We start from the raw sequence: 13,324 nt of genomic DNA, 5'->3' as shown, positions 1-13,324 counted from the left end.
CTACATCCCTTTCCATGAAAAAAGACTAGCTCTTTCTATAAAGAGCTAGTCTCATTACGCCGTTATTTTTTCTTCTTTTTTCACAACGACTGCTACATAACTATGTAGTATCATTCCGACAATAACAAGACTCATTCCGATCCAAGATAAAGATGACGGAATTGGCGCAGATAGCAAGATGAGCTCTCCTACTAGCGCAAATAAAACTTCACCGGACTGTGTTGCTTCCACTGTTGCTAGTTTTTGTGGATCATCTTTTACAAGATCTGTCGCAAAGAAGAATAGTACTGTCGCGATTAAACCAGAACTAACTGCTACAATAAAACATTGGAAAACTTGGCTACTTGATGGTAATCCGCCTGTTGATACTTCATAACCAGATAGTAAAAACCAAAATGGTAAACTTGCTAATGTCATACCGAGAACTCGCTGGAATACATCTAATTCACCTTTACAAACTTGCATCATTTTTCGATTTCCAAGAGGATACGCAAACGCCGCAATAAGTACAGGAGCTACACATAAAACGGTTTCTCGAATTCCTAATGAAGAAGCATGTTCTACTTGCATGAGTACAACACCGCATAAAATAACCCCAGACATAACTAATTCCTTCATTGGAAGTTTTTTATGTAATGGATCTACTGCAAAAAATGGTGTTAACAAAATTCCTGCGACAATCGTAATTTGCCAAGTTGATGCAACAAGCCAACCAGGTCCAAAAGCTCCGGCAAAACTAAGTGGTGCATAGAAGAGACCAAATCCAACGATACTCCACACTAACCATTCTTTTGGATTATTTTTCATATATTGAAAGAGTTGCTTTAAGTTCCCTCTATACATGACAATAAGTAAAAGCATTGGAACCATAAAGTAGTACCTTAATGAAGCACTCCAAATCCAGCTTCCACCTTCTAAGTCCATCGCCCGGTTTAAAACAAAGGTAAAGGCAAAGAAAAATGATGCCAATATCCCTACTGCAATAGCTTTCATTATAAAACTCCTTGTTTAGTTTCTTCTTATACTATACAACAAATTAAATATAATTAAAATTCGAAATCTTTATCTCGCATCTATTCTAGCTCTATATAGTTTTCTTAACTGACTAATATGAGCTTGATGGTACCGATTATGATCGGCTATATGCGATATTCCCCACCTTATAGTCGCAGTTTCTCCCTTCTCATAAAAAACTTCCCTTGTTAAATCATTTTCTGTTAGTTTCATACACTCCTCATAAAACATATGTTGCACTGCTTCATAATCTTGCATTAATTCTTGTAATTTATACTTTCTTAAACTAGGCAATCCTCCCATTTCATTCAACATTGGTCCATATTTATTTTCAAGTGTCGGTGGAACCTCCTCTCCTTTTAAACGGTACACCCAGTATAAATCAACAACCGCTAAATGCTGAAGTAGCTGCCCTATACTATTTTCATTATTTTCTAATCCTTTATAAGACAATTCTTTCTCAGCAGTACCTTCTACTAACTTTTGCAATCGTTTAAATGTATCAGTAACCGTCGCATATAGAATCGCTACTTGCGGGTTCATATTTTTTTCTAAATGGAGATCTTTCATACTAAACTCCCTCTATTAAAAGAACACGACCATATGTTCATCATCACTATACACACCATTCATCTTTATAGCTCTCTTTTCAATCCCATACGTTTTAAAGCCCATTGATTCATACAATTTTTTTGCTGGTTCGTTTGTAGATACAACACCTAAGTTCAATTGTTCTAAGTTCATTTCTCTTGCTCTTTCAATTGCCTTACGTATTAACTCACGTGCAAGGCCACTTCTTCGATTGCTTGCATCTACATACATCGCAACGATATGACCTTTATGTTTATACGCCTCTTTCTCTTCTGTTAGTAAAGTAACCACTCCAACTAATTGATTCTTTTCATTAAAAGCACCGAATGTACAGCTAGTAGTAGCTGTTAAATTATTTTCCACTCGCTTAATAGGATTTTCTTGACGAATCGCCTCTTCATAAGTTGTTACAAATGCCTCTGGATTTACTTGTAATGCCTGTAAACGTAACTCCCAATATTGTTTTGCATCTTCTTTCGTAAGTAATCGAATCATATTTCTCCAGCCCCTTTAAGTTAACATAATATTTTTATAAACTACTATTTATAGATTCGTATTCTTCTCTTAACATACTATAACGATAACGATGAATGAACTTTCCTTGACGTAATCGATCATTTCTCATTAATCCTTCACAAATAAAACCAGCCTTTTCATAACTCTTTCTAGCTTGAAAATTATCTTCATCTACACGTAGCCAAACTTTTTCTAATTCAAATTCAAAGAATGCTAGATGTAACATACTATATAAAGCTGCTAATCCATATCCTTTACCCCAATACTCTTTATTACCAATCGCGATTCCCAGTTCTGCATTTTTATTTGTTTTATCAAAGTTTTTAAGATCTACCCACCCAATATGTATGCTGTTTTCTGTAGTGATAGCTCTTTGTTCATAACCATTTTTTCGATTTATACATGCTTCAATCCACTTTTTCGTATCTTCACGAGTGAACGGTGGATATTGATCCGGTACAACTAAATGATTTGTCACTTCTCTATCTAATGACCATTGATATCGATCTTCTACATCATCTAGTGTCAATTCTCTTAATTGAACATATGGTACATTCATTGCGTTATCCCCTTTTTATTTTCCTATAGAAAACCCTTCAAACATTCTTCCTCCGTACTGTTCTAGCGTTTTTTCTACAAAAGTAATTAATTTTCTTTTCTCTCCCGTTGTATAAAAATGATCGAACGCTGCTACAAATTGATCTGCGTACTGTTCATCATATTTTCTAAGTACCCTTATAAACCATTTTGAATTTCCAAGCCATTTACCATTTACCATTTACTCTTAATATATATTCATGTAATAAATCAGCTAATAAATTCGCGATAAACAATTCTTCTTCTCTTTTTGATGCACCAATAAAATCGTCCAAAGTATCCGTAATAAAATATCGTTTCTGCTTCATCATTTCTTCAGTCCATTTAGCTGGCCCTTTATTTAGTAAATCATTTGCTTCTCTTTTTAATCTCTCAACAATTTCATTTTCTCCTTTTAATACAATACCCTCTGAAACTAATTGTGGTAACGAAGGTCTCCCTCGGTCACAATCCATTTTAAAAAAGGTTTTACACGTTTCAAAATTATGTGCAAACACTTCAACAGGCCATCCATTACTATAGAAAGATTCTCTATAACAAGACGTTAAATTTTGATCAACTATAACAATGTCCAGATCAGATGTTTTTGTCGCTTCTCCTCTTACAACGCTTCCTCCCAGTAAAGCTACATCACAATTCGGAAATTGTGATGTAATTATGCTTTGTGCTGCTTCCATTGGTTTCATAACCGTTCCCCTTTTCTTATTTCACTTTCTTTTTTTCAGCTCTTTCTCTTGCCTTTTGTATATACGGTTCTGCGTCTGGTGTTTTGCATGACGTTGCCCCATGATCAACTTGTACTTTCCCAATTTCACGTGCAATTTCAATCGCTTTTCTCTCTAAGTCTTCATTACGAATTCCTATCGCGATTAAAGCACTATTCATCGCTTCTTTTTTTCTATTTTTTTCATTATGTATATTTGCTTTAATCTCTTCTAGATACGGAGTGAAGAATTCATCATGTAACGTTTTATTTTTAATCGCTATATTTGCTAATAGAGACCATCCTGCTCTTCCAATCCATTCATCATCAGACTTTGTCCATTCTTCCATTCTTTCTATCGCGATTGGCGACGTACAAATAGCCGTCATCAAAACGTCCATTAAACAATAATAATCAACTTCCTGTACCCATTTGTTTAGCTGTTCTGTCGTAACTTTCTTTGGTTCTAAAATCATTGTTGCTAAAGTCATTGCATCCATATTTTTTGTTTTCCATAACGAAATTGCTAAATCATGATCTTTTTTTATCTTCTTTTTTAACAATTTTAAATTGGCAAAACTAACTCCGAATAGTGGCTCTTTCGCTCCGTGATTTTTAAAGATCTTACGATTTTGTTCTGTTCCATATTCCTCTAGTTGTTGCATTACTTCTTCAAGTAACATATACCCACCTCTTTATCTTTTATGTTGACTTCATATATGTATGTACGATATATTCTACATTACTTTTTAGTTTTCCTATATGTATTTTTTAAATACGGTATGTGAAATTTTATAGTTGCTATATATAACTAAAACAACCACGAAAAACCTGTACATTTTACATATACAGGTTTTCATTTCATCAATTTCCCAAAGTGTAAAAAATAGAATATGAAAGAACTTTTATTTGTTTGATTCTCTCTTTATTTTTTGTAAGCTCTTTACATCTGACCACTCTTCTATAGACACTGCGTCCGGAAAAACTATAACTACATTAAAATTCGCACCTTTTCTTTTTCGATTTGTTTAGTAGCTAATAAATTCGCTGCCGCAGACGTTCCTATTTTCATACCAGTTTCATTATAAAAACGTGCCATTTCATACAAAAAGAGCTTCTTTATTCAAATGCATTCATAAGCACAATTCTCCAACCATCTGGATCCTCTATTGTGGTCCCTTTCTCTATCCAATACGGATTTTCTGGTTCTACCTCATGATAGCCCATATTACTTAATCGATTCACTATTTTTTCAATTTCATCTTTATTAGGCATATAAAAAACTAGTAAATTATCTTTTGTAGGTGCCGGACATGGACTTCCATTAACATGCGTTGTAAACTCCAAATGATACTCGGCATCCGGTAATCCAAACATAACCCCATCATATCCTTCATGATTATAAAATTCTCCTATACGCTTTAACCCTAACCCCATCTCATAAAAACTTATAACTTCTTCATATTTATCTGTTGGTCTTGCCATTCTAAATTGAACCCAATTCTTCATGCAAATCTCCTCCTTTTCATTTTCCAAAGCTTTATAGTAATCATTATAGGTTACATATATTTCCTTTCACATCCCTCATTAGTGTGAGAACTGCCAAAGTTGAAAGACCTATTAGTTTATAAATAGTAGGACTTTAGTATTAAATTCATATAAAAGCAGTTATATAAATGTTGAGATGTAATAAATATTTCTTCCGATAATATCAAATGTTCCCCAGACCAAAATTTAATTATTTCTATACCAATATTTTAATAGAAAATAAAAATATTCGAATCAATAATTGGAATGAAAATGAAGTGATACAAAAGTATGATTAGTCCCCTTTCATTTTGATACCGATTCCCCTAAAAACCACCTACATCATTATTAGAAGAACCCAATTTGATTCTTGAAAATTTGGTTCTTGAAAATTTTCATAATAAACATTAAAATCACCCTGTTTTTTCAAGACTGCAATTGATACAAAATCTTGCATATTTTTGAACAAACTTTTTTGCACTTGTAAAAAAGTTTTTTTGCAATTACCTCCCTATAATTGCTAATATAGTAGAGTAGAACTTTTATAGAGAGAAGGAAAATTATGCACAATGGAATTCGAATGACAACTTTAGTAAAAAGGGCTATGTTGATTTGCGCGGGGGTATTATTTACATACGAAGCGGCTTTAGGATCAACACATATTGCTCTAGCAAGTACAGAGGATGAAGCAAAATCTGTTCAACTTGTAAGTGAAATTCAATCATCGCTTGCACCGAAAGAAGCTCCAAAACAATATAATGGGCAAGTTAGAAAAGTCGCTTATTTAACATTTGATGATGGTCCTGGAAAATACACAGCTGAGCTTTTAGATATGTTAAAGAGAGAAAATGCAAAAGCAACATTTTTCCTAATTGGTTCAAACGTAAAAGCATTCCCTGATCTTGTAAAACGTGAAGATGCTGAAGGCCACTATGTTGGGATGCACAGTATGACTCATAACTACAAGAAACTTTACACAGAAGGTCATTACGTAGATGAAATGAAGGAAGACCAAGGCTTAATCGCTGGAGTTCTAGGTAAATCGCCAGTATTAACTCGTCCCTCTTACGGCTCAATGCCAGGATTAAATGAAGCTCTTCGTAACAAAGTTGTAGAAAATGGCTTAAAAGTTTGGGATTGGACAATTGATTCTTTAGACTGGAAATATAACAAAATGCCTGTTGACGCTGCATCAGCTAAAATTGTCGAAAACGTTCTAAACGTTGCTAACAAACCGACAGAAGTTATTCTTATGCACGACATTCATCCTCAATCCGTTAAAGCAGTACCTGGAATTATAAAAGGACTGAAAGAAAAAGGATATGAATTAGAAGCCTATAATGAGAACGAACACTTCCCATTAAACTTCTGGCATGATAATCGTATGTAATGAAAAAGACTTGATTTCCTCTAGTAGGTTATTGAGTCTTTTTTTATCGTTTTTGAGTATTACTTCTCGTATATTCAATTCAAATTTTTAGCACTTGATGTGCCGAATGAATGGGTACTATGGAGTGATCTTAGTTACTGGTGTTGTGCCATGACTGCTAGCTCTATGTATTTTCATCAAACAAATAAACGAACATTAGAAGACTGGTTTACTTTTATGGATGAAGAGTACAGATTAATATTCGACTTCGACTATTTATTATCTCATCCTGATTGGTATAAAGGTAAAGAGGCCTCATTAGAAAAACAAGGTGTTATCGGCAAAATCCCCCTTTCCTTTGTAAAAAAAGTCAGACGTTTTCGTGCTAAGGAAGATAAATCTATTAATGAAATCAGAAGTGATAACTGGGATAATAGAAAAGAAAATCGTATCAAAAAGATGAATCGAAAATTAAGAAAAAGAAACGACAAGCAAAAAAAATTGCAATAGCGACTTATACGGAATTAAAACATATATATCAAAATACAGTAAGAAATTATGGATTGAGTATACAAATTCAATCCTATTTTTTATATTATCAACACTTTAGCACATATTACTCTTAAGGAGTGATGTGTATATGGATTTTCTTTCAACCGAATATTTGTCTGCCTTACTTGCCATCATTGTAATTGATTTAGTGTTAGCCGGTGATAATGCCATTGTAATTGGGTTAGCAGCAAGGCGATTACCGAAAGATCAGCAAAAGAAAGTTATTATTTGGGGAACTATCGGGGCAATCGCGATTAGAGCCCTCGCTACTTTAGTTGTCGTTTGGTTATTAAAAATACCAGGGCTACTTCTAATTGGTGGTGTACTCCTTATATGGATCGCTTACAAATTAATTGCTGAAGGTAAAGATCATGATATTAAGGCAGAAGAAGGATTTTGGTCTGCTATTAAAACCATTATTATAGCTGATGCATTAATGGGAATTGATAATGTCCTCGCTGTTGCAGGAGCTGCGCATGGCAATTTTTCTTTAGTCATCATTGGACTATTAGTATCTATTCCAGTAGTAGTATGGGGCAGTACATTAATTTTAAAATGGGTGGACCGGTTCCCTGTCATCATTACGATTGGAGCAGCTGTTTTAGCTTATACTGCCGCGAAAATGATTGTAGATGAGAAATGGTTCGCTGGATTTTTCGAAAGTAATCCTTTCATAAAATGGGTATTTATCATTATTATCATTGTCGGTGTAGTATTCTTTGGAAAGATGAAACAAAAAACGAAAGATAATTCTATATAATGACAACGTTATATGTACAAACAAAAGCGCTACTCATATGAGTAGCGCTTTTTAATATTTATTTCGTTTCTCCGTCTTCAGTCGTCTTTACCTTCGTTTTATTTTTGTCACGATGGTTATAGTTGTACTTCGAACGATCGACCGGTGTAAATCCTTCCGGTGTATAGAATCGTAATAAGTCACCGTTTACGACTTGGTCAGAGTATTTCAGTGATTTTTGAACCATTTGTTCATTTTGTTTTATTTCGTCTGTTAATTCTACAGATTCACCAGTAGCTGTATCATAGTATTTTCCATTCAGTGCAGTAACTGTTGGACTTACGAAGTTACCGTTACGGAATGGAACAACTTGTTTATGCTCTGGTGATAATAAATCTGATCCGAACTGGACATAATTTTTCGTATCTGTACCTAGTAAGTGTAATAGTGTCGGCAGAACATCAATTTCTCCGCCGTATTGATGTTGTACGCCGCCCTTCATTCCTGGAACACGAATGATTAATGGCACACGTTGCAGTTGTGCATTTTCAAATGAGTTCATTTCTTTACCCATTACTTGAGACATTGCTGCGCCATGGTTATCTGAAATACCGTAATGATCACCGTACATAACGATAATTGAGTTATCGTATAAACCAGATTGTTTCAAGTAATCCAAAAATCCTTTTACAGACTCATCTAAATAACGTGCTGTTTGGAAGTACGTATCTACTGATGAATCACCTGTAGTCGCTGGTTCAATTGTTGCTTCCGCTTTATCAATTGGATAAGGGAAATGGTTCGATAACGTAATGAACTTCGTATAGAACGGTTGTTTCAATGTTTGTAATAACGGAATTGATTCGTTAAAGAACGGTTTATCTTTTAATCCATAGTTTACTACATCTTTTTCATTCATATCATAGTATGACGCATCAAAAAATTTATTGAAACCAAATGATTTATAAATATCATCACGGTTCCAGAACGTTTTGTAATTACCATGGAATACAGCTGATGTGTATCCTTGTTGACCTAAAATAGCTGGTGCTGATTGATACGTGTTATGAGCTTTATTTGTAAAAACAGATCCTTGTGGTAACCCATACATTGAGTTTTCTAGCATGAACTCAGCATCAGATGTTTTACCTTGTCCTGTTTGATGGAAGAAGTTATCAAAGTATAGCGTATTCGCATCTTTTGTAAATGAATTTAAGAACGGTGTAACTTCTTGCCCGTTTAATTTATAATCAATTAAAAAGTTTTGGAATGATTCTAAATGAATATAAATTACGTTCATTCCTTTTCCTTTACCGAAGTACTCAGGATTAGGACTTGCATATGTTGATGCAAGATAATTTCTAACCTCTGTCATATTATCTCCATCAGCTAACGCTCGTTCTGTTGATGCTTTCGCACTTTGAATGCCATCATAAATCGTATAGTTGTATGCCCCTAAATATTTCACAATGTAATTGCGATCAAATGTTCTTGTTAATAATTCAGGACGATCGGATTCTGCAAGACCTAAATTAATGCTGAATAATAAAATACCTGCTACAAATACTAGTGATACTTTATGTTTCGCAACACGAATTGGTTTTGGATTTGCAAATTTTGTTGCAACTAAAACGATTAAAATGATTGTATCTAAGAAATATAGTGGATCATATGCGTGTAGCAATGCAAAAATACTACCACCTAAATCTCCAAAGTTATTCGTTTGTGTTAATGTCGGGAACGTAATAAAGTCACTGAAAAAGCGATAATATACTACGTTTGCGTATAGCAGTATAGACATTAACAAATTAATAACAATTAACCAAATGTAAGCACGTTTCCCCTTTGCGAATAATGCGAGCCCTAAAAATAAAACTGCTGAGCTTAACGGGTTGAAAAACAGTAAAAACTTTTGGATTGTGTTGGATATCCCTAAATTAAATTCTGTCACATATGCTGCGTATGTTTTTAACCAGAATAAAATAATGGCAAACACGAAAAATCCAAAGTGATTGCTTAACACTCGCTTACTCTTTAATAGTAATTGTTTCATCTCTCCACCTCTTTTGATCATCCAAGGCTTATTTTTTTATAAGTCTGTCTCTATTCAATTTTTTATCTTCAAATAGATTTTGTTTGTTTAACTAAATGAAGAATATTAGTAATTATAATTTGAAGCTAGTATTTATTCAACTATTTCTTTCTAGACATTTTGACCTTGGTTTCTATTTAATAAAATAAATTTGTAACATTTTCTGTTTTCTCCCAAGTCTCATCCACTAATTATGACTCCACATACTATAAACCTTTCTTTACTGCTTCGCAAATAAATATGTCTCCAGTTCTGGAACATTAATGTAATATAACGAAATTCACAATAGATAGTATTTGTTTTTTTCGGTGTATACTAAATTCCTTCATATATTTCAAGTTTATTCTTGATACAGTCCTTTCTCTATATATAACATCAAAAGGTCTTTTCTTCTCTAAAGTTATTTCTGTATAATTATTCACAATTCATAAAATAAAAGATTATAAAAAAACCTCGCTCTCATAAAGAGAGCGAGGTTTTTCATCATTTATTATTGACCTTTGTACATTGCTTCTACTTGTTTTTGAAGTTCTTCATTTTCTAAGAACTCATCGTAAGTAGCCTCTTTATCGATTACACCGTTTGGCGTTACTTCGATAATGCGGTTTGCAATTGTTTGTACGAACTGATGGTCATGAGATGTGAATAACATTGTACCTTTAAATGCGATTAAACCGTTGTTTAATGCAGTGATAGACTCAAGGTCTAAGTGGTTCGTTGGATCGTCAAGTGTGATTACGTTCGCACCACTTAACATCATTTTAGATAGCATACAACGAACTTTTTCGCCTCCAGATAATACAGAAACTTTCTTCTTAACTTCTTCACCTGAGAATAACATACGGCCTAAGAAACCACGTAAGAAGCTTTCTGACTCATCTTGTGGAGAGAATTGGCGTAACCAATCAACTAAGTTGGAGTCACTGTTCTCAAAGTATTTAGAGTTATCTCTTGGGAAGTAAGATTGAGATGTTGTAACGCCCCATTTGAATGAACCGCTATCTGGCTCCATTTCACCCATAAGGATTTTAAATAATGTTGTCATCGCAATATCGTTACGACCGATAAATGCAACTTTATCACCTTTATTTAAAGTGAAGTACACATTATCTAACACTTTTTCACCATCAATTGTTTTAGAAAGACCTTCAACAGTTAATAAGTCATTTCCTATTTCACGCTCAGGTGTAAAGCCAACAAATGGGTAACGACGTGATGATGGTCTAATATCATCTAATGTAATTTTATCTAATAATTTTTTACGAGAAGTTGCTTGTTTCGCTTTAGATGCGTTTGAGCTAAAGCGTGCAATGAAGTTTTGTAACTCTTTTACTTTCTCTTCTTTTTTCTTATTAGCATCTTGTGTTAATTTTAAAGCTAATTGGCTTGACTCATACCAGAAGTCATAGTTACCAACATAAAGTTGAATTTTACCGAAATCAAGATCAGCCATGTGCGTACAAACTTTATTTAAGAAGTGACGGTCATGGGATACAACGATTACTGTATTTTCAAAGTTCATTAAGAAGTTTTCTAACCATTGAATCGCTTTTAAGTCCAAGTGGTTGGTAGGCTCATCTAGTAATAGAATGTCAGGTTTACCGAATAATGCTTGAGCAAGTAATACTTTTACTTTCTCTGCCCCAGTTAATTCTGACAATTTCTTATCATGAACATCTTCACCAATACCTAAACCTTTAAGAAGGATTGCAGCTTCTGATTCTGCTTCCCAACCGTTAAGCTCCGCGAACTCACCTTCAAGTTCAGCAGCACGCATACCATCTTCATCACTAAAGTCTTCTTTCATGTAAATGGCATTTTTCTCTTGCATTACTTTATAAAGTTGCGTGTGACCCATAATTACTGTTTCTAATACTGGGAACTCTTCATATTCGAAGTGGTTCTGTTTTAATACTGCTAGACGCTCACCTGGCGTAATATGTATATCACCTGTTGATTGTTCGATTTCTCCAGATAAAATCTTTAGAAATGTTGATTTACCCGCACCGTTTGCTCCGATTAAACCGTAGCAGTTACCTGGCGTGAATTTTATGTTAACATCTTCAAACAATTTGCGATCCGCGAAACGCAAACTAACGTTACTTACTGTAATCATTTGTGTCCTCCTACTAATACCGCTTATTTCAGCATTTTCTCACCGATTGTCTTAAAAAATCGCATATTACGACTCAACTATTGTAGACTATAGCTATTATATAGTAGAAAAGGGATGAATAGCAACGGTTGATTGCTATTCCTTTCTTTTCAAAATTGAATAAAACATTTGTTTTTAATTATATTAAAGTTACATGCACACTTTAAGGATGATTTATTTTGAAGAAAATATTTATAATTGTAGCATTATGTTTATCAATTGCTTCCTTAACTGCATGTAGTAGTAATAACAATGCAAAAACACCTATTGAATCAAAACAAGAGAAAAAAGAATAAAGCACCAGTTTGTGTAAAAAACTATTTCACCATTTGTATTGTTAACTTATCTTTTAACATTGACCTATATGAGTCAATTTCATATTTTGTATTATTGATTTTTTCTTTTTTCATTTTTAACATATCGAATATTTCTAACTCTAAATTCCTTCTAGCTTCAAGAACTTTTATTACTCCTTCTACACCTGAATGGTTATGTTCTTTCCCATAGCCTTGGTTAGTGTAATAGTCGACAATTCCTGTGGACCATTCTGGAGTTCTTTCTTTTAATGCCTTCCTAAATGAAAATTCAAGATTATCTTGTTCTACATACAATAACATTGGATTTAAATTCTCTATGATTTTTGCAACTTTCATTACATAATTTATTATTTTTTCTTTTTGTTCACCATATTTAATCATCCCAATCGTTAATGGATTTTGTATGAAACAACATTCAAAGATATAAACCTTATTGTCTTCTAGAGCAATTTCAGCAAAGTCATTCCATTTGTCAGCAATTAATTCAACATTTTTATCGAATGGTAATTCATATATATCGTTTTTGAAAATATCGTGAAATAATTCGTCCGAAAATTGGTCACCAAACTCATTTTTTATCTTTCTGTATGGTAATAAATAATTGCTTCCTTTTTTTAGAACTCTTTTAAGAAGCACTTCTTTAAAATCTCCACTGTTATATAATAATCTATCGAATTCAAATTTATTAAAACAAGATACACCATCATAGTCGGCTGGGTGGTTCAAGTTCCCCTCTAAAAATAGTTCAACTTCACTTTTATTTTGGCTTAGAATTTCATTTATTAGCTTTGCAGTGGTTGATTTTCCAAATCCAGGTAATCCTTCTACTATTATTAGTTTTGTATTCATAGTTATAAATCCCTTCCTTCAAAGTATTTAACCAAGATTAAAAAAATCACTTACTCCACTGCAATCACCCCTTCAAAATATGATATTCACCATTTCTTTTGAAAAATCATTCTTAAAGCAACCTGACCATTAGTTTAAGAACATTTTTTCACAATGTCTATAATTATTTTAACATAAATTTTCCATTTACCTTTTAAAAAAATATAGTCCACTCTTATTTGAGTGAACTATCTAAAGTAAATTATATCTTTTAAATCAAACACTTTGTCAGTAATCCCCAATCGTTGTGCTGGTATGTTTACT

At 33.3% G+C, this 13,324-nt stretch carries 12 protein-coding genes and 3 pseudogenes; 4 read left to right on the top strand and 11 right to left on the bottom strand.

Features of this window, described 5'->3' with window-relative positions:
- Positions 1-54: 54 nt before the first annotated feature.
- The 8 genes and pseudogenes from DN392_RS14740 to DN392_RS14705 form a co-directional block, all read right to left on the bottom strand.
- Positions 55-993: a DMT family transporter gene (locus tag DN392_RS14740; protein ID WP_000643668.1), complete on the bottom strand. Its 939-nt coding sequence runs from the start codon at positions 991-993 to the stop codon at positions 55-57.
- A 69-nt stretch (positions 994-1,062) separates the two neighbouring features.
- Positions 1,063-1,584, bottom strand: coding sequence for a DinB family protein (locus DN392_RS14735; protein WP_088321451.1), 522 nt, complete (start codon positions 1,582-1,584; stop codon positions 1,063-1,065).
- Between the two features lie 15 nt (positions 1,585-1,599).
- On the bottom strand, positions 1,600-2,100 hold the full coding sequence (locus tag DN392_RS14730; protein ID WP_000620352.1) for a GNAT family N-acetyltransferase: 501 nt from the start codon (positions 2,098-2,100) through the stop codon (positions 1,600-1,602).
- Between the two features lie 34 nt (positions 2,101-2,134).
- Entirely contained in the window at positions 2,135-2,680 is a 546-nt protein-coding gene (locus DN392_RS14725; RefSeq protein ID WP_048566186.1) for a GNAT family N-acetyltransferase, read from the bottom strand.
- Positions 2,681-2,695: 15 nt separating this feature from the next.
- Positions 2,696-3,404: pseudogene (locus tag DN392_RS14720) on the bottom strand (nucleotidyltransferase domain-containing protein).
- A gap of 16 nt (positions 3,405-3,420) precedes the next feature.
- The gene (locus tag DN392_RS14715) at positions 3,421-4,104 is read right to left on the bottom strand and encodes a DNA alkylation repair protein (RefSeq protein ID WP_000923422.1); all 684 of its coding nucleotides are present in this window, start codon (positions 4,102-4,104) and stop codon (positions 3,421-3,423) included.
- A 222-nt stretch (positions 4,105-4,326) separates the two neighbouring features.
- Positions 4,327-4,529: pseudogene (locus tag DN392_RS14710) on the bottom strand (cysteine synthase); the annotation flags it as partial.
- Between the two features lie 11 nt (positions 4,530-4,540).
- On the bottom strand, positions 4,541-4,930 hold the full coding sequence (locus DN392_RS14705; protein WP_000800681.1) for a VOC family protein: 390 nt from the start codon (positions 4,928-4,930) through the stop codon (positions 4,541-4,543).
- 580 nt (positions 4,931-5,510) lie between these two features.
- Here DN392_RS14705 and DN392_RS14700 point away from each other — a divergent pair.
- The 3 genes and pseudogenes from DN392_RS14700 to DN392_RS14690 all read left to right on the top strand — a co-directional run bounded on the left by DN392_RS14700 (position 5,511) and on the right by DN392_RS14690 (position 7,629).
- Entirely contained in the window at positions 5,511-6,338 is an 828-nt protein-coding gene (locus DN392_RS14700) for a peptidoglycan-N-acetylglucosamine deacetylase (RefSeq protein ID WP_088321452.1), read from the top strand.
- Positions 6,339-6,425: 87 nt separating this feature from the next.
- Positions 6,426-6,827 (top strand): annotated as a pseudogene (locus DN392_RS14695) (DUF3841 domain-containing protein); the annotation flags it as partial.
- Between the two features lie 130 nt (positions 6,828-6,957).
- Positions 6,958-7,629 carry a TerC family protein gene (locus tag DN392_RS14690; protein WP_000346969.1) on the top strand — a complete coding sequence of 224 codons (672 nt, stop codon included), beginning with the start codon at positions 6,958-6,960 and terminating at the stop codon, positions 7,627-7,629.
- Positions 7,630-7,687: 58 nt separating this feature from the next.
- Here the strand turns inward: DN392_RS14690 and ltaS are convergent, their stop codons facing one another.
- On the bottom strand, positions 7,688-9,661 hold the full coding sequence (gene ltaS / locus DN392_RS14685) for a lipoteichoic acid synthase (RefSeq protein ID WP_000811614.1): 1,974 nt from the start codon (positions 9,659-9,661) through the stop codon (positions 7,688-7,690).
- 529 nt (positions 9,662-10,190) lie between these two features.
- Positions 10,191-11,816, bottom strand: a complete 1,626-nt coding sequence (locus tag DN392_RS14680; protein ID WP_000633870.1) for an ABC-F family ATP-binding cassette domain-containing protein — start codon at positions 11,814-11,816, stop codon at positions 10,191-10,193.
- A gap of 218 nt (positions 11,817-12,034) precedes the next feature.
- On the opposite strand from DN392_RS14680, the gene DN392_RS30630 reads away from it, so the two are divergent.
- On the top strand, positions 12,035-12,151 hold the full coding sequence (locus DN392_RS30630; RefSeq protein ID WP_223261020.1) for a YgdI/YgdR family lipoprotein: 117 nt from the start codon (positions 12,035-12,037) through the stop codon (positions 12,149-12,151).
- A gap of 21 nt (positions 12,152-12,172) precedes the next feature.
- Here DN392_RS30630 and DN392_RS14675 read toward each other — a convergent pair whose 3' ends face one another.
- Entirely contained in the window at positions 12,173-13,021 is an 849-nt protein-coding gene (locus DN392_RS14675; RefSeq protein ID WP_088321453.1) for a P-loop NTPase family protein, read from the bottom strand.
- Positions 13,022-13,324: the final 303 nt, after the last annotated feature.

Source organism: Bacillus sp. BB51/4 (assembly GCF_008368845.1).
GTDB lineage: Bacteria > Bacillota > Bacilli > Bacillales > Bacillaceae_G > Bacillus_A > Bacillus_A wiedmannii.
The sequence above is the reverse complement of the archived record's forward strand: the minus strand, read 5'-3'. Positions and strand labels throughout refer to the sequence as shown.

What these genes read in the sequence shown, in the direction of transcription:
- DN392_RS14740 (WP_000643668.1), bottom strand. Translation starts at nt 993, where the DNA reads ATGAAAGCTATTGCAGTAGGGATATTGGCATCATTTTTCTTTGCCTTT.
- DN392_RS14735 (WP_088321451.1), bottom strand. Translation starts at nt 1,584, where the DNA reads ATGAAAGATCTCCATTTAGAAAAAAATATGAACCCGCAAGTAGCGATT.
- DN392_RS14730 (WP_000620352.1), bottom strand. Translation starts at nt 2,100, where the DNA reads ATGATTCGATTACTTACGAAAGAAGATGCAAAACAATATTGGGAGTTA.
- DN392_RS14725 (WP_048566186.1), bottom strand. Translation starts at nt 2,680, where the DNA reads ATGAATGTACCATATGTTCAATTAAGAGAATTGACACTAGATGATGTA.
- DN392_RS14715 (WP_000923422.1), bottom strand. Translation starts at nt 4,104, where the DNA reads ATGTTACTTGAAGAAGTAATGCAACAACTAGAGGAATATGGAACAGAA.
- DN392_RS14705 (WP_000800681.1), bottom strand. Translation starts at nt 4,930, where the DNA reads ATGAAGAATTGGGTTCAATTTAGAATGGCAAGACCAACAGATAAATAT.
- DN392_RS14700 (WP_088321452.1), top strand. Translation starts at nt 5,511, where the DNA reads ATGCACAATGGAATTCGAATGACAACTTTAGTAAAAAGGGCTATGTTG.
- DN392_RS14690 (WP_000346969.1), top strand. Translation starts at nt 6,958, where the DNA reads ATGGATTTTCTTTCAACCGAATATTTGTCTGCCTTACTTGCCATCATT.
- ltaS (WP_000811614.1), bottom strand. Translation starts at nt 9,661, where the DNA reads ATGAAACAATTACTATTAAAGAGTAAGCGAGTGTTAAGCAATCACTTT.
- DN392_RS14680 (WP_000633870.1), bottom strand. Translation starts at nt 11,816, where the DNA reads ATGATTACAGTAAGTAACGTTAGTTTGCGTTTCGCGGATCGCAAATTG.
- DN392_RS14675 (WP_088321453.1), bottom strand. Translation starts at nt 13,021, where the DNA reads ATGAATACAAAACTAATAATAGTAGAAGGATTACCTGGATTTGGAAAA.